Raw genomic sequence first — 15,409 nt, forward strand, 5'->3', positions numbered from 1 at the left:
GTTGCTACCGGAGGTCTTCGGTGGCCAGGCGCAGCGCGAAGCCGCCCCTCCGCCCGGCCGGCGCAGCGGGGAAAACCCGTTTCGTGCCGGTCGGTGCGGCGGGCAAGATCGGGGGCATGGAGTTCAGCGGGTTCGACGCGCGCGGGTACCGGACCGTCGACGTGCGCACCGGGTACGCGGAGTGGGTCGGCAAGTACGAGGACACCGTCGAGGACGTCATGGACCTCGCGCTGCTGGAGCGGCTGGTGGTGCCCGAGTGGACGTCCGTCGTGCGCGCCGCCGACCTCGGGTGCGGCACCGGGCGGACCGGGCAGTGGTTGCGCGACCAGGGCGTGCTCGCGATCGACGGGGTCGACGTGACCCCGGAGATGCTGGCGCGGGCCCGCGAGCGCGGGGTGCACGCCCGGCTCGTCGAGGGCGACGTCACCGCCACCGGGCTGGACGCCGAGGCCTACGACCTGGTGATCTCCTCGTTGGTCGACGAGCACCTCGCCGACCTCGGACCGTTCTACCGGGAGGCGTGGCGCATCGCCGCGCCGCAGGCGACGTTCGTGCTCGTCGCGTTCCACCCGCACTTCATCATGACCTCCGGCATGCCCACCCACTTCACCAACGACGCCGGGGAGTCCGTGGCGATCACCACGAACGTGCACCTGATCAGCGACCACGTCGCCGCCGCGCTGGCGGCCGGGTGGCGGCTGGCCGAGCTGCAGGAAGGGCTGATCGACGACGCCTGGCTCGCGGTGAAGCCGAAGTGGGCGCGGTACCGAGACCACCCGATCTCCGCCGCCTACGTCTGGCGCAAGGGCGCCTGACCGGGAATGCGGGCTCAGCCGGGCGTGTTGGCCGAGGCATGAGCGCTCCACTCGGCAGGATCGGCATCTGGCGCCTCGCTCCGCAGCTGGACGCGGAGTTCGCGGCGGAGGCCGAGCGGTTGGGCTACGGCACGATCTGGGTGGGCGGATCCCCGCCCGCGGACCCGGAGATCGTGGAACGACTGCTCGACGCCACTCGCGGGATCACCGTCGCGACGGGGATCGTGAACATCTGGAACTCCCCCGCCCAGGCCGTCGCCGAGTCGTTCCACCGCGTCGACGCCAAGCACCCGGGCCGCTTCGTGCTGGGCGTCGGCGCCGGTCACCGGGAGGCGAACACCGACTACCGCAAGCCCTACCAGGCGCTGGTGGACCACCTCGACGTGCTGGACGCCGCCGAGGTCCCGCAGTCGCAGCGGGTGCTCGCCGCCCTCGGCCCGAAGGTGCTGCGTCTCGCGCGCGACCGCGCGGCCGGCGCCCACCCGTACCTGACCACGCCGGACCACACCCGCGCGGCCCGGGAGGTCCTCGGCGACGCGCTGCTGGCACCGGAGCAGAAGGTCGTGGTGGACACCGATGTGGAGCGCGCCCGCGCGACCGGCCGCGCGATGGTCACCCGGTACCTGAACCTGGTCAACTACGTCCGCAACCTGCAGCGCCACGGCTTCTCGCCCGACGAGCTCACCCCGCCGGGCAGCGACCGCGTGGTCGACGCCCTGGCCCTGCACGGCACCGCGGAGCAGATCGCCGAGGGCGTCGACGCCCACCTCCGCGCGGACGCCGACCACGTGTCCGTCCAGGTCCTCGGCGACGACCCGCTCGCCGGCTACCGCGCCCTCGCCGAGGCGCTCGAGCTCCGCTGAGCGGCGCCTGCGCACGAGGGCGTGTCGCAGGGCCGACCGGAGCCAGGAGACCGCCACGGCGCCCGCCGACCGGACGCCCCGCCTCCGACCGGTGTGCCGCGCCCCGCCACGGGGGTGGATCCGGCAGGATGGATGCGTGGCTCGTCGCCGGAGTCACGCGTCAGCTGGGGGTCGGTGCGGTTGCCGCTGCTGTTCTTCGTCGTGGTCTTCGGGCTCAGCGTGCCGTTCTGGCTGCTCGGTGCGGTCACCGACGTCCCGTTGCCCGCGGGCCTGCCGATCAGCGCGCTGCAGGTCGTCGTCCCGCTCGTGGCGGCCGCGCTGCTGGTCCGGGCGACCGGCGGCAGCGTGGTCCGCTTCGTGCGCGGGACGTTCGACGCGGCGGAGGTCCGCCCGCTGTGGTACCTGCCCGCGCTGCTGCTGATGCCCGCGATCACGGTGGTGTCGCTCGGGTTGGCGGGACAGCCGCTCCCCCGGCCGTCGATCTCCTCGGTCGTGGTCTACGCAGCGCTCTACGTCGTCGCCGCCCACGCCGAGGAAACCGGCTGGACCGCCTACGCGACCGGCCCGCTCCAACGGCGGTGGGGCGCGTTGGGCGCGGGTGTGGTCATCGGCGTGGTGTGGGCGGCGTGGCACGTGGTGCCCTACTCCCAGCTCCACGGGCCGCTGTGGGTGCTCGGGCAGTGCGTGTTCACCGTCGCCGCGCGCGTCCTCATCGTCTGGCTGCACAACGGCAGCGGGCGCAGCACGTCGGTCGCCGTGCTGTTCCACGCGGCGATCAACGTCTGCTACTCGGTGTCGGCGGACGGCGGCGTGTACGACCCGGTCGTCGTCGGCGCGGTCACGCTCGGCGCAGCCGTCCTCGTCGTGGCGCTGTGGGAACCGACGACCTTCGCCGCACCCCGGGTCCGCCATCGGCGACCTCGGCCGCGTGGCTCCGGGTGGTCGCGAGCGAGGTCAACACCCCGACGCTGACCACGCGAGCGCCCGTGGGAACTGTCGCGGCACCGACGCAGTTCTCACCGTTTCGACCAGTGGGCGCATTCCGCTCCGTCACAATTCCGCACGGCGATGACGGAATGGGGCGGGCCTGCCGAAAAGTGCGGGAACGGTGTCGGACGACGAGACCGGGACTCCTCCACCGGCTGTTCCACCAGGAGTTCTGTGGGGCAGGTGGGACTTGAACCCACGACCTGACGGATTATGAGTCCGCTGCTCTGACCTGCTGAGCTACTGCCCCCGTGGCGTCGGCAACAGTGGCGATCGTAGCGAGGTGCCGGGGAGTTGCGGCCTTCGGGTGGACCCGCCGAGCGGCGTAGTGGCCGACTGGTCGGAGCGGTTGAACCGCTGCCCGCAGATCGTGCGCCGACCGGCCCAATCAACCGTTCTCGGGCACGAAAGAGGGCGGCGCACCGCGGTGCGCCGCCCGTCGGTCGCCTCCTTCAGCCGATGAAGCTGAAGACGTCGAACGCGCCGGTGATCTGGCCGATGATGACCATGGTCGCCATCAGCGCGGCGATGCCGGCCACCGTCAGCACCGACAGCATGACCAGGTAGACGAGAGCCTTGATCGGCTTCGGCAGCTTGGTCACAGCCGAGAAGTCGGGCAGCGAGAGGTGCGAGTTCTTGCCGATCCCTGGTGCGGACATCTGACTTCCCCCGTCCTGTAGTCAGTCCCTCGGGCGAACCACCACTGCTCAAGAGACGAAGCGCAACGAGTCCCCGTTGCGCGGAAACGCATCACGAGTTCGTTTCGGTCAGCGATCAGGCGGATCAACCAGCGTGGTCGGTGGCCAACCGGGCCACGCGGCCCGCACCCATCATCTGCGTCGGTGCCGTTGACCGCGAGCTGGGCAAGGACGTGATCGCGCACTGATCCGGGATCGTTATCCACCCCGATCCCGAGTCGCCCGGACAGGTGATGTGGAGCCACCCTCGACCTCGACCCCCGAGGGCTCCCGCCCGAGTGCCGCGATCACGAAAACCGCCGCAGCGCACCGCTTCTCGAACTCGCGCGCCGTTGGTCACCCTGATCGCGGTACCGAAGTACCCACCACCGATCTTAGCGAACGCCGGTGCGACGCGGAGCGCGGCACGTGTCGCCGTGATCACCTGCCGACGTCCGCACCGGAGGGTCCACTGTGCTCGGAGCTCGGCGACGCCGGCTCCGCCAGGTGGTCGCGCAGGGGCCGCCTGAGCCCCTTCGGCGGGTGCCGGTCCGGCCAGAGCGCTCCGTCGAACGCCGCCCCGTCCAGCAACACGCACGTGCTGCGGACCGCGCTGTCGATCGAGCGCCCTGCGCCGAGGCCGCCCGCGCGGCGCAGGGCCTCCACCGCCTGCCGGACCGGGTCGGCGAGCTCCTCGTGCCCGCGACGCAGCCCGGGGCGAGCCCGGCACTGGCCGTGCTGGGCGCCTGCTCCTCGCCGTGCGGCACCGGAGCCGCACCCGACGACCCGAGCGCACCTCCCGCTCGCCCGCGTTGCGAACGCTGCCGAGATCTTGTCAGGAGGGGGACCGCCGCTGACCTCCTGCTGTACGTTGGGGGTGATCTCGGGGCCTGCGCGGAGGAGGGGACGGCACCGTGACGGAATCGCCGCGACCGCTGGAACGGCTGGTCAACTCCGACGCCGGGAGCGACCACGTGCCCCTGGAGATCAACACCGACGAGGTCTCCATCGCCCGCATCTACGACTTCGCGCTCGGCGGCAAGGACAACTTCGCGGTGGACCGGGCCGCGGCCGAGGCGATGATGGCGGTGGTGCCGGAGACCATGCTGCTGGCCAAGGCGAACCGGCACTTCCTGCGGCAGGCCGTGCGCTACCTGGTGGGCGAAGCGGGCATCCGGCAGCTCCTCGACATCGGGTCCGGCCTGCCCACCGCCGGCAACGTGCACGAGATCGCGCAGGAGATCGCCCCCGAGACGCGCGTCGTCTACGTGGACAACGACCCGATCGTGCTCGCCCACGGCCGCGCCCTGCTGGCGACCAACGACCGGACCGCCTTCCTGCACGCCGACCTGCGCGACCCGGACGCGATCTTCTCGCACCCGGACACCGTGCGGCTGATCGACCAGTCGCAGCCCTTCGCCGTGCTGCTGGGCGGCGTCCTGATGCACCTGGAGGACGAGGAGGACCCCTGGGCCGTGGCGGCCGGCATCCGCGACCGGCTGCCCTCGGGCGGATACCTGCTGGTGTCCAACACCTGCGACGACGGTGAGCCGCGCGCCCAGGCCCTGAACCAGGTGTTCGCCGAGAAGGGCATGGGCAGCCGGTGCTTCCGCACCTGGGACGAGCAGGTCCGCTTCTTCGACGGCCTCGAGCTGGTCGAGCCCGGGCTGGTGCCGCACAACCAGTGGCGGGCGGGGCCGGACATGCCGGAGCCGGACAACCCGGTGCACTCCATGCACATCGGCGGCGTCGGCCGCAAGCCCTGAACCGTCGCCCAAGCGGGCGATCTTCGCGAAACCGGCCCTGCTGTGTGATCCGCGTGACACGATGTGCTCAGTCGATCACAACCGCACAGCACAGGAGTCGGATGGAGAGGAAGAGGAAGGTCGCGGCCGGGACGATCCTCGCTGCGGCAGCCGCGATCGTCGGGTTCCTGGCCGACGGACTGGACGTCCTGGACCGCTTCACCGGCGGCGCTGATCAGACGACCAGTCCCGCCGCACCGTCCCCCGAGCCCACGCCGTCCGAGGACCCCGCGCTGATCGCGCAGCCCTCGGCCTCCACCGCTCCTCCCGCGCGGCTCGAGTTCGGCGAACCGGAGCGAGTCCCGTGGAGCGTCAGCGACACGTCGTGCGGCCAGAGCCACGAGATCGACTGGGACGCCCCCGGCACCTCCCCCGCCGCGGACCCCGGCGAGACCGACTTCTCGTACGGCACGAGCGACTGCTCTCCCCCGTCGTTCCACGCGACGCACGGCGGCCTCGTCCCACCGGGGACCGCCCTGGACGCGCTGGCCTGCCGCAGCGCGGCGATGGCCGGGGCGCTGCCCATCTGGGTCGAGAACGGCGACGTCGAGGAGCTCGGCCTCGTCCCGGGAGCGGCGATCTGCATCGTGACCGACCGGGACCGCGTGGTGCGGGCGCAGATCGACGAGGTGATCGCGCTCGACACCATCGGCTCCCCGTCGTTCCGCGGCACGGCCACGGTCTGGGTCCCGAAGTGATGCTGCGACGTCGAGCGGCCGCAGCCTGCTTCCTCGTCGCCGCCGCAGTCGTCAGCGGGTGCTCCGGTCGCCCCGAGGACTCCACCCCGGTGCAGCTGCGCGCGCCGGCCGCCGCCTACCACCCGCCGGAGCTCGTGCCGTGGGGCGTCAACGCGATCAGCTGCGCAGCGCACGAGATCGACTGGGACAACACCGGCAGGCACCCGCGTACCGCGCCGGGCCTGCCGGACCTCGCCTACCACGGGAACCGCTGCGCGTCTGGCTGGTTCAGCAGCTCCGAGGGGAGCGCCGTGGCGATCGTGGAACCCGGCGCGTTCCTCACCCCGACCGAGTGCCACCACGCGGCGACGCACCCCGAGACACCGGGCGTGCTGCACGAGGAGGTCGGTGCGGACCTCGTCGAGGTCCTCAAGCCGGGCACCGCGCTGTGCGTCGTCACCGACCTGGGCCGGGTCGTCCGCGCCCGCGTCGACGACGTCGACCCGCCTGACCACGCGCCGACCTTCCGCGGCGAGGCCACCGTCTGGACGCCGAGACCCGTGGACTGACCCCCTTGGCAGGGTGAGCCGGACCACGTAGCCTCCTCTCACCCGAAAAACATGAAACTGGTTCGCGTTCATCGAGGGGGCCGGACATGCGTGTTGCCCGGAGGCAGGTGCTGGCGGCGGCGGCCGCGGCGCCGGTGGTCGCGTCGACGCTCGGCGGCACCAGCGCCGCGGCCGAGGCCCGGCACGCCGGGACGTTCCTGGTCGGTCGGGGGATCGCCGACGTCACCGGACCGGCCGCCGAGAACGGCATGATGGGCTACTCGATGCCCCAGCAGCAGACCGCGGGCATCCACCTGCGCACCCTCGCGCGCGCCTTCGTCGTGGCCGACGGCGAGAAGCGCGTCGTCTTCGTCACCGCCGAGCTGGGCGCGCTGTTCCAGTCGGTGCACCAGGGTGTGCTGCGCAAGCTCCGGGAGGTCTGCGGCGACCTCTACACCGAGCAGAACGTGCTGCTCAACGTCACGCACACGCACGCCGCGTGCGGCGGCGACTCGCACTACGCCGCCTACGACCTGTCGATCCTCGGGTTCCAGGAGCAGACCTACAACGCCGTCGTCGACGGCATCACCGAGGCGATCACGCGGGCGCACGACGACCTCGCACCCGGCACCGTGCGCCTGGGGCGGGCGGTGCTGACCGACGCCAGCGTCAACCGCTCGCGCAGCGCGTTCGACCGCAACCCGGAAGCCGACAAGGCGCACTTCCCGCTGGCCATCGACCCGGCGGTGACCGTGCTGCGCTTCGAGCGGGACGGCCGGGACATCGGCGCGATCACCTGGTTCGCCACCCACGGGACCTCGATGACCAACACGAACCGGCTGATCAGCTCGGACAACAAGGGCTACGCCGCGTTCGCCTGGGAGCAGCTCGACCCGGACTTCGTCGCCTGCTTCGCGCAGACCAACTCCGGCGACATGTCGCCGAACCTCGACCTCTCCCCCGGCTCGGGCCCCACCGACGACGAGTTCGAGAACACCCGGATCATCGGCGAGCGCCAGTTCCGCGCCGCCCAGCGCGCCTTCGACGCCGCCGACGAGCAGGTCACCGGCGCGGTGGACCACCGGATGTGCTACGTGGACATGTCGAAGGTCACTGTGGACGGACGCTTCACGCCGGACGGCCGGCAGCACACCACCTGCACCGCGGCGATCGGCGTGTCGATGCTGGCCGGCAGCCGCGAGGACGGCCCGGGCCTGCCGCTCCCGGAAGGCGTCCGCAACCCGTTCCTGGACTGGCTCGGCGGCGCGGACGCACCGGTCCCCGCCTGGCTGGCCGACGCGCAGGCGCCCAAGGTGGTGGCGGTGCCCTTCGGGGCGATGGAGCCGCACCCGTGGTGCCCGGAGGTGCTGCCGCTGCAGCTGGTCCGCATCGGCCAGCTGTACCTGGCGGCCGGGCCCGCCGAGTTCACCATCGTGGCCGGGCTGCGGATCCGCCGCGCGGTCGCCGAGGAGCTGGGCGTGCCGCTGGAGAACGTGCTGGTGCAGGGCTACGCCAACGCCTACAGCCAGTACGTGACCACGCCGGAGGAGTACGACGCCCAGCAGTACGAGGGCGCCTCGACGCTGTTCGGCCGGTACACGCTGCCCGCCTACCAGCAGGAGTTCACCCGGCTGGCCGCCGCGATGCGGTCCGGCCGCGAGGTGCCGCCCGGGCCGACCCCGCGCGACCTGCGCGGCGAGCTGGTCAACTTCCAGCCGGGCGTCGTCTTCGACGCCGCGCCGCCGGGGCGCGACTTCGGCGACGTGCTCACCGAACCGGCCCGTCGCTACCGCCGCGGGGAGCAGGCCGCGGCGGTGTTCGTGACCGGGCACCCGAAGAACGACCTGCGCCGCGGCGGCACCTTCGCCGAGGTGCAGCGCGAGGTGGACGGCCGGTGGCAGCGGGTGGCCGACGACCGGCACTGGTCGACGAAGTACCACTGGGCCCGCAGCGGCCTGGCGACCTCCACCGCCACCATCACCTGGGACATCCCGCCGAACGCCCCCGCGGGCCGCTACCGCATCGTCCACCACGGTGACTGGAAGGACGGCCGGACCGGTGAGGTCAGCGCCTTCACCGGCACCAGCCGCACCTTCGTGGTCACCTGAGGTCTAGAGCCAGTGGGTGCCGGTGCGCTCGATCCGCCGGTGGATCTCCGCGGGCCAGTCGACCTGGCCCACCGTCGCGTAGTCGACGTGCAGGACGTTCGTCACGTCCCGGTCCCCGGTGAGCAAGCCTCGCCGGCGGTCGGCCTCCAGGACCACGTCCATGCCGTCCGGACCGGCGAAGAAGGACACCTCGAGCTCCCGGATCCGCGGGTACCGCGGTGATCCGCTGAACTCGATCTCCTGGTGGAACCCCAGCTGCTGCCGGGTGCCGCGGAAGCGGCCGTACTCGACGTCGGCGTGGTGCAGCCGGAACCCGAGCTGCTCCACCGCGTTCAGCAGCACGTGCTGCGCGGGCAGCGCGCCGATCCCGATCGGGTCGGTGTCGGTCGCGTCGAACGCGCCCTTGATCTCCAGCTGGGTGCGCAGCGCGACGAGCATGCCCGGCAGCGGGCGGTCCTCGTAGTGCGTGATGGGCGTCTCCAGCGGCGCCTGGACCTGGAACGGCAGCTCGACGACCTGCCCGGGCTGCAGCACCACACCGCGCTGGACAGTCACCCGCCCGAAGGCGCTCATCGTCTCCCGCGTCCGCCTCCGGCGGTCGTGGTGGTGGCCCCGGTAGCCGTCGCCGTCCGGGCCGTGGCCGGGGATCTCGTGCTTGACCCGCGCGACGAACTCGACGAAGACGTCGTCCAGGGGCTGCTGCACCTCCCCGCCGCGCAACCGCACGGTCCCGTGCACGGTCCCGCCGGGCTGCACCCCGGGCGTGTGCAGCACGGTGTCCACCTCTGCGCCACCGGCACCGACGGCGGCCAGCAACTTCTTGAACATGCCGCCCAGTCTTCCGCCCCGGTCCGCTCGGTGCGGCCGCATCGGCGGAATCCGCCCGATACGTCGCGATCGGTGCCGGGCGGCGACGGTCGGCCCCGCTGAACCGGCCGGTGAGGATGCCCATCCCCTGCGGCTCTCGACCACCGCCTCCGGCGTGGTGCCCGCAGCGCGGGCCGGGACGTGTGCGAACCGTCCAGAGTGGAGCGCGGACCGGGCCGGGAGAGATCGCGCTGCCGCGGAACCCGTGCGGGGCCAGCTCGATCGCCATCGACCCGGTGAGGTTCGCCAGCGCCGCCTTGGCCGCGCTGTGGTGGCGATGGCCGGGTCCGCAGCCTTGGCGTCGGTGGAACGGATGTCCACGATCGCGCCGTCGCCGCGGGAGACCGGCGACGGGACCGCCGCCCGGGACGCGCGCACCGAGACTCGCGGGCTGTCACCTCGAGAGCGGGGCTGACGTGCGGGAGCCCCAGGCCGTGTGGCCTGGGGCTCCCGCTGTGTGCTCCTCCGACTGGACTCGAACCAGTAACCCTTCGGTTAACAGCCGAATGCTCTGCCAATTGAGCTACGGAGGAATGTTCTCTTGTGCCGTCAGCTCTCTCGCTGACGGCACCTACTCTAGCGCATCCCCCGGGGGGCTCTCACAGGGGGTCCCCCCTTGTGATCGACGGAGCGTCTCCGCTGTTCAGACGCGGTGTGCGACGACGAAGAGGCGACGGAACGGGAACCAGGTCACACCGTCGGGGCGCTGTGGGTAGGCCTCGGCGAGGCGGGGTGCCAGCTCGGCGCGGAACTCCGCCCACTCCGCGTCGTCCAGCGCCGCGCGCACCGGGCGCAGCGCGGTGCCCGTCACCCACTCCAGGACCGGGTCCGGACCGCGCAGGGCGTGGACGTAGGTGGTCTCCCAGGCGTCGACCGCGACACCGAGGTCGGCGAGGACGTCGGCGTAGCCGACCGGGTCGAGCACCGGGTCGGTGCGCAGGACGATCCCGTGGTCGCGCCAGCGCGGTTCGGCGAGCAGCCGCCGGACCGCCACGTGCGACGGCGAGTCGAAGTTGCCGGGGACCTGGAAGGCGAACCAGGCGCCCGCCGGCAGCTCGGGCAGCCAGCGCCGCAGCAGGTCCACGTGCTCGGGCACCCACTGCAGCACCGCGTTGCACAGCACCACGTCGGTGTCCGGCAACGGTGTCCAGTCGCGGACGTCCTCCACGCGCGCGGGAACCCCGCGGGCCCGCGCCGCCTCGACCATCTCCGGGGACGAGTCGGTCGCCTCGACCTCGGCCTCTGGCCAGCGGTCGGTGAGCAGCGACGTGAGGTTGCCCGCACCGCAGCCGAGGTCGACCACCCGCCGCGCGCGCTCGGCGCCGACCCGGGCCAGCAGGTCGTGCGCCGGGCGGTCCCGGTAGTCGCTGAAGGCCAGGTACGCCTGCGGGTCCCACATGCCACGCCTCCTCACAGTACGCTCGTACTGTATTTCGGGCGGCGGGAGAAGTCGAGCTCTCAGCGTTCCTTCGCCTGGCGCAGCTGCTCGACGACGGTCGCGGCGAACTCCGCGACCGCCTGCTCGTCGGCGCCCCGGTCCGGCCGCACCTGGAGCACGATCCCGTCCCGGCCGGGCACCTTGCGCTGCACGAACCACGCTCCCCCACCGGGCAGGTCGCGGTGGTGCCGGGAGCGGATCGACCCGTTCACGCGCTCGTGCACGACGTCGGGCAGGCGCCGCGGCTCGGTCAGCGGCAGCCGGCGGCCCGGTCGGTCGCGCAGCAGCACCGCGCCGCCCGCCTCCCCGGACTCCTCCGCCTCGACCACCACGAGCACGCCGTCCCGCCAGGTGACCTTGCTCAGCAGGTGCCAACCGACGCGGCGCCCCTCGGGCAGCCACAGGCCGAGGTGCGTGGCGACCAGCGGTCCCTCCGAGGACCGCGCCACCGCCAGGACGTTCTCCTCCGCGGCGAGCTCACCGGCGAAGTCGGCGGGCAGCTCGGCCGTCCCGCTCAACCGGGCCACCAACTGTCGCAGCCAGCCGATCACATCGACCCCATGAGCTGCTCGAGCAGGGCCTTGCGGTAGCCCTCCAGCGCGATCATGTCGCCGAACAGCGCGTTGTACTCCTCGGCGTCCTCCAGCGGCGACATCCGCTGCACCTTCGACTTGATGTCCGCGATCTGCCTGCTCACCAGGCGCTCCTGCAACCGGACCACCAGGCCGGAGATGTAGCGCGGGCCCTCCTCGGTCCGCGACTCCAGCTGCTCCACCGCCAGCTCGGTGAGCAGCCCCCGGGTGACCTGGTTCTCGCAGTGCTGCGACACCGCGTCCACCAGTGCCGCCCCGCTCAGGCCCGAGGCCGAACCGCCCGCGGCCAGCAGCGCGCGGTGCAGCTCGGCGTAGACGGGTTCGGTGAAGGCCTCCTCGGGCAGCGCGTCGTACATCGGCCCGGCCAGCGCGGGTTCCTGCAGCGCCGCCTTGAGCAGCTCGCGCTCCACCCACCGCGGGTCGTGCCGCGGCGGGCGCTTGGGCAGGTCGACGTCCATGCCGAGCGGCTGCTGGGCCGTGTTCCGCTGCGGACGGCGCTTGGTGCGCGTCGGGGCGCCCGAGCTCTGCCGCACCCGGCGCACGACCTGGTTCTCGTCGTTCCAGCCCGCCCACCAGGCGAGCTTGGCCGCGTAGCCGTCCCGGCTCGCCGGGTCCTTGATCTGCGCGACCAGCGGCACGGTCCGCTTCAGCGCCGCGACCCGGCCGTCCACCGAGTCCAGGTCGTACTCGGTCAGCAGGCTGCGGATGGCGAACTCGAACAGCGGCCGGCGCCGGGCCACCAGGTCCCGCACCGCCGCGTCACCCTTGGCCTGGCGCAGCTCGCACGGGTCCATGCCGTCCGGGGTGATCGCCACGTAGGTCTGCCCGGCGAACTGCTGCTCGCCCTCGAAGGCCTTCAGCGCGGCCTTCTTGCCCGCCTCGTCGCCGTCGAAGGTGAAGATGACCTCGCCGCGGAACGCGTCGTCGTCCATCATCAGCCGGCGCAGCACCGAGATGTGGTCGTCGCCGAACGCCGTGCCGCAGGAGGCCACCGCCGTCGGCACCCCGGCCAGGTGCATCGCCATCACGTCGGTGTAGCCCTCGACCACCACCGCCTGGCGGCGCTTGGCGATCTCCCGCTTGGCCAGGTCGATGCCGAACAGCACCTGCGCCTTGTTGAAGATCGGCGTGGCGGAGGTGTTGACGTACTTGGCCTGGATCGGGTCGTCGTCGAACAGCCGGCGCGCGCCGAAGCCGACCACGTCGCCGCCGAGGTCCTTCAGCGGCCACAGCAGGCGCCGGTGGAACCGGTCGATCGGGCCGCGGCGACCCTCCTTGGTCAGCCCGCACTTGACCAGCTCGTCGACCTCGAAGCCCTTGCTCAGCAGCAGCTTCGTCAGCTTGTCCCAGCCCGAGGGCGCGAAGCCGCAGCCGAAGCGCTGGGCCGCCGCCTCGTCGAAACCGCGCTCCGCCAGGTACTCGCGGGCCTTCAGCGCCTCCGGCGAGCGCAGCTGCTCGGCGTAGAACTCGGCGGCGATGCGGTGCGCCTCGACCATCCGCGCCCGCGTGCCGCGGTCGCGCTTGGGTCCCGGGGTGCCGCCCTCGTACTGCAGCTGGATGCCGACCCGGTCGGCCAGCCGCTCGACCGCCTCGACGAAGCCGAGGTGCTCGATCTTCATCAGGAAGGCGATGACGTCGCCGCCCTCACCGCAGCCGAAGCAGTGGAAGGTGCCGTGGCTGGGGCGCACGTTGAACGACGGCGTCTTCTCGTCGTGGAACGGGCACAGGCCCTTCTGCGCGCCGCCCCCGGCGCTGCGCAGTGCGACGTAATCGCCGACGACCTCGTCGATCCGGTTGCGCTCGCGCACCTCGGCGATGTCGCTCTCCCGGATCCTGCCTGCCACGTCGCCCAGTCTAGGGGCAACGTGATCGTCGCCGACCGGGTGGCTCGCGGGCCGGACCCGCCGCGCTCGATCTCGCCCGGACGGGGTGCCGCGTGCGGCAGAATCAGCGGCGTGACCGCCACCAGCGCCGCCCTCGCCGCCGAGTTCGACCAGCACCGCAGCCGACTGATCGGCCTCGGCTACCGGCTCACCGGCCGGATCGCGGACGCCGAGGACGCCGTCCAGGACGCCTGGCTGCGGCTGGCCTCCACCGACCGCGAAGACATCCGCGACCTCGGGGCGTGGCTGACCACCGTGGTCAGCCGGTTGTGCCTGGACCGGATGCGCTCGGCGGCGGTGCAGCGCGAGCAGTACGTCGGCCCGTGGCTGCCGGAACCGCTGGTGACCTCGCTCGACGACGACCCCGGCGACATCGTCGCCGACCAGGACGACCTGCGGATGGCCGCGCTGCGCGTGCTGCACGAGCTGCCGCCCGACCAGCGGCTGGCGTTCGTGCTGCACGACGGCTTCGGCGTGCCGTTCGCCGAGATCGCCGACGTGCTCGGGTGCAGCGTCGCCGCGGCCCGGCAGCACGCCTCGCGGGCGCGGCGCGCGATGGCCGAGGCCGACCCGCCGCCGCAGGTGCCGCTGCCCGAGCAGCAGCGGATCGTGGAGGAGTTCCTCGCCGCGGTGGCGTCGAAGGACGTCGACGCGGTCGCCCGCGCGCTGCACCCGACGGCCGCGGTGATCGCCGACAGCGGCGGCAAGGCGCGCACCGCCCGGCGTCCGGTCGTCGGGGTCGACAAGGTGGCCCGGCTCCTGGTCGGTCTCGTGCGGAAGTACGACGAGCTGCTGGGCGGCATCCGCCTGGTGCGGGTCAACGGCGACCTGGGCGTCCTGCTCCCCGGCTCGCCCGAACTCGCGCCGCGCGTGTTCACCCTGGCCGTCCGCGACGGCCGGCTGGCGACCGTCTTCGAGGTGGCCAACCCGGACAAGCTCACCCGCGTGCCCTGGTGAGCCCCGCGGGTCAGCTCGGGTCGGTGATCCGGGCGAGGAAGTAGAGGGCCCCGGTGGCCTGGTGGCGGACCAGGAAGAGGAACGGGCGGTCCACCTGGACGCGGATCGGGTCCGGTTCGCGGACGATCGCCGTCAACCGCATCATCGCCGCGGTCGCCGCCGCGCCCTCCAGCCCCTTCTCGTCCACCTCCAGCACCGACTGGTGCAGCACCGCGTCGACCCGCAGCGGGCGGTCGGTCAACGGCGAGAAGTCCGCGGCCGGGGTGAACAGCTCGCGCACCCCGAGCGCACCCAGCGGACTGGTCAGCTCGGCGTCGCCGGTGGCGGTGAACTTCGGCAGGAACAGCTCCACGCGCTGCTGCTCCACCGCGCCCAGCAGCCGACCCAGGCGGGCCGCGTCGAGGTCAGGTTCCGCCTGGTCCAGGCCGTGGTCGGGCAGCAGCACCACGGCGTCGACCCCGCCGGCGGCGGGCAGGGTGACCACGGTCCAGCCGTCCACCGCGGCGTGGCCGAGGCGGCGGGTGACGTGCATCGTCGGCACGTCGCGCGACCCGGCGGGGGTGTGGAAGGGGCGGGCGGTGGTGGCCTTCTGGTCGAACGCCTCGCGCCAGGAGACCTTCAGGTACAGGGCGTTGACCAGCGCGGCGACCGTGTCCTCGCGCACCGCACCGGCGGGCAGCAGTTCCGGGATGAGCTCCCGGGTGGTCTCCGCGACGTCGGAGTTGATCAGCTGCCGGGCCTTCTCCGGGTCGGTGCGGAACGGCGCGTTGCGCAGCTCGCTGCCCGGCCAGTCGCGCAGCGCGCGCAGGTAGGACTCCTCGACGTGCAGCTCCTCGTGCGCCCACAGCGTGTTGGCCACCGCCAGCACCGGCGGTTCGGCCGACCCGCTCGCGGACAGCTCGGCCGCGCCACCGAGCACGTCGAGCAGCGCGGACGGCTCGTCGCGCAGCGCCGCGACCAGCTCGTCGCGGGTCCGGCCGCCGGTGGCGGCGGCAGCCAGGCCGAGGGCGCTGGCCACCGAGTACGGCGACCAGCAGAACTGCTGGTCCGGCTGGGGGGCGAGCTGCCGGTGCAGGGACAGGCTGAAGTCGAGGTGTTCGCTCACGGCCGCTGGGCTCCGTTCCGCGTCGGCTGGCTCCGGGATGGTCCCGAGTCTGCCAGCCGACCGGCCCCGGTGGCCGCCTCCAGCAC

At 72.8% G+C, this 15,409-nt stretch carries 14 protein-coding genes, 2 tRNA genes and 1 pseudogene; 8 read left to right on the forward strand and 9 right to left on the reverse strand.

What is annotated here, in order from left to right:
- Positions 1 to 83 precede the first annotated feature (83 nt).
- From HNR68_RS23120 to HNR68_RS23130, 3 genes are all read left to right on the forward strand, one after another.
- A complete protein-coding gene (locus HNR68_RS23120; protein WP_343050348.1) occupies positions 84 to 815 on the forward strand; it encodes a class I SAM-dependent DNA methyltransferase in 732 nt (243 codons plus the stop codon).
- Positions 816 to 853: 38 nt separating this feature from the next.
- Positions 854 to 1,678 carry an LLM class F420-dependent oxidoreductase gene (locus HNR68_RS23125; RefSeq protein WP_179723843.1) on the forward strand — a complete coding sequence of 275 codons (825 nt, stop codon included), beginning with the start codon at positions 854 to 856 and terminating at the stop codon, positions 1,676 to 1,678.
- A gap of 132 nt (positions 1,679 to 1,810) precedes the next feature.
- On the forward strand, positions 1,811 to 2,650 hold the full coding sequence (locus HNR68_RS23130; protein ID WP_179723844.1) for a CPBP family glutamic-type intramembrane protease: 840 nt from the start codon (positions 1,811 to 1,813) through the stop codon (positions 2,648 to 2,650).
- A gap of 190 nt (positions 2,651 to 2,840) precedes the next feature.
- On the opposite strand, the gene HNR68_RS23135 is transcribed toward HNR68_RS23130, so the two are convergent.
- Positions 2,841 to 2,915, reverse strand: a tRNA-Ile gene (locus HNR68_RS23135).
- Between the two features lie 202 nt (positions 2,916 to 3,117).
- A complete protein-coding gene (locus tag HNR68_RS23140) occupies positions 3,118 to 3,324 on the reverse strand; it encodes a hypothetical protein (RefSeq protein ID WP_179723845.1) in 207 nt (68 codons plus the stop codon).
- A 932-nt stretch (positions 3,325 to 4,256) separates the two neighbouring features.
- Here HNR68_RS23140 and HNR68_RS23145 point away from each other — a divergent pair.
- From HNR68_RS23145 to HNR68_RS23160, 4 genes are all read left to right on the forward strand, one after another.
- Positions 4,257 to 5,108, forward strand: coding sequence for an SAM-dependent methyltransferase (locus HNR68_RS23145; protein WP_343050349.1), 852 nt, complete (start codon positions 4,257 to 4,259; stop codon positions 5,106 to 5,108).
- A 101-nt stretch (positions 5,109 to 5,209) separates the two neighbouring features.
- Entirely contained in the window at positions 5,210 to 5,845 is a 636-nt protein-coding gene (locus tag HNR68_RS23150) for a hypothetical protein (RefSeq protein WP_179723846.1), read from the forward strand.
- Complete coding sequence (locus HNR68_RS23155) at positions 5,845 to 6,393, forward strand: hypothetical protein (RefSeq protein ID WP_179723847.1); 549 nt, start codon at positions 5,845 to 5,847, stop codon at positions 6,391 to 6,393. Before HNR68_RS23150 ends, HNR68_RS23155 begins: the two co-directional genes overlap by 1 nt.
- A gap of 86 nt (positions 6,394 to 6,479) precedes the next feature.
- Positions 6,480 to 8,480 carry a neutral/alkaline ceramidase gene (locus tag HNR68_RS23160; protein ID WP_179723848.1) on the forward strand — a complete coding sequence of 667 codons (2,001 nt, stop codon included), beginning with the start codon at positions 6,480 to 6,482 and terminating at the stop codon, positions 8,478 to 8,480.
- Positions 8,481 to 8,483: 3 nt separating this feature from the next.
- Here the strand turns inward: HNR68_RS23160 and HNR68_RS23165 are convergent, their stop codons facing one another.
- The 6 genes and pseudogenes from HNR68_RS23165 to dnaG form a co-directional block, all read right to left on the reverse strand.
- The gene (locus HNR68_RS23165) at positions 8,484 to 9,308 is read right to left on the reverse strand and encodes a sporulation protein (RefSeq protein ID WP_179723849.1); all 825 of its coding nucleotides are present in this window, start codon (positions 9,306 to 9,308) and stop codon (positions 8,484 to 8,486) included.
- A 205-nt stretch (positions 9,309 to 9,513) separates the two neighbouring features.
- Positions 9,514 to 9,627, reverse strand: a pseudogene (locus HNR68_RS27695) (SDR family oxidoreductase); the annotation flags it as partial.
- Between the two features lie 180 nt (positions 9,628 to 9,807).
- Positions 9,808 to 9,880 (reverse strand) — tRNA-Asn (locus HNR68_RS23175).
- Positions 9,881 to 9,990: 110 nt separating this feature from the next.
- A complete protein-coding gene (locus HNR68_RS23180; RefSeq protein WP_179723850.1) occupies positions 9,991 to 10,746 on the reverse strand; it encodes a trans-aconitate 2-methyltransferase in 756 nt (251 codons plus the stop codon).
- A gap of 59 nt (positions 10,747 to 10,805) precedes the next feature.
- On the reverse strand, positions 10,806 to 11,312 hold the full coding sequence (locus HNR68_RS23185; RefSeq protein ID WP_343050481.1) for a hypothetical protein: 507 nt from the start codon (positions 11,310 to 11,312) through the stop codon (positions 10,806 to 10,808).
- Between the two features lie 20 nt (positions 11,313 to 11,332).
- On the reverse strand, positions 11,333 to 13,222 hold the full coding sequence (dnaG, locus tag HNR68_RS23190; RefSeq protein WP_179723852.1) for a DNA primase: 1,890 nt from the start codon (positions 13,220 to 13,222) through the stop codon (positions 11,333 to 11,335).
- A gap of 111 nt (positions 13,223 to 13,333) precedes the next feature.
- Here dnaG and HNR68_RS23195 point away from each other — a divergent pair, with 111 nt between their 5' ends.
- The gene (locus HNR68_RS23195) at positions 13,334 to 14,218 is read left to right on the forward strand and encodes an RNA polymerase sigma factor SigJ (protein ID WP_179723853.1); all 885 of its coding nucleotides are present in this window, start codon (positions 13,334 to 13,336) and stop codon (positions 14,216 to 14,218) included.
- A gap of 10 nt (positions 14,219 to 14,228) precedes the next feature.
- Here the strand turns inward: HNR68_RS23195 and HNR68_RS23200 are convergent, their stop codons facing one another.
- A complete protein-coding gene (locus HNR68_RS23200; RefSeq protein ID WP_179723854.1) occupies positions 14,229 to 15,323 on the reverse strand; it encodes a serpin family protein in 1,095 nt (364 codons plus the stop codon).
- Positions 15,324 to 15,409 lie beyond the last annotated feature (86 nt).

It is taken from the genome of Saccharopolyspora hordei (assembly GCF_013410345.1).
Classification (GTDB): Bacteria; Actinomycetota; Actinomycetes; order Mycobacteriales; family Pseudonocardiaceae; genus Saccharopolyspora; species Saccharopolyspora hordei.

Bases quoted from the DNA above. Each gene is read 5' to 3' on its own strand.
- HNR68_RS23125 (WP_179723843.1), top strand. From the start codon at position 854: ATGAGCGCTCCACTCGGCAGGATCGGCATCTGGCGCCTCGCTCCGCAG.
- HNR68_RS23130 (WP_179723844.1), top strand. From the start codon at position 1,811: ATGCGTGGCTCGTCGCCGGAGTCACGCGTCAGCTGGGGGTCGGTGCGG.
- HNR68_RS23140 (WP_179723845.1), bottom strand. From the start codon at position 3,324: ATGTCCGCACCAGGGATCGGCAAGAACTCGCACCTCTCGCTGCCCGAC.
- HNR68_RS23150 (WP_179723846.1), top strand. From the start codon at position 5,210: ATGGAGAGGAAGAGGAAGGTCGCGGCCGGGACGATCCTCGCTGCGGCA.
- HNR68_RS23155 (WP_179723847.1), top strand. From the start codon at position 5,845: ATGCTGCGACGTCGAGCGGCCGCAGCCTGCTTCCTCGTCGCCGCCGCA.
- HNR68_RS23160 (WP_179723848.1), top strand. From the start codon at position 6,480: ATGCGTGTTGCCCGGAGGCAGGTGCTGGCGGCGGCGGCCGCGGCGCCG.
- HNR68_RS23165 (WP_179723849.1), bottom strand. From the start codon at position 9,308: ATGTTCAAGAAGTTGCTGGCCGCCGTCGGTGCCGGTGGCGCAGAGGTG.
- HNR68_RS23180 (WP_179723850.1), bottom strand. From the start codon at position 10,746: ATGTGGGACCCGCAGGCGTACCTGGCCTTCAGCGACTACCGGGACCGC.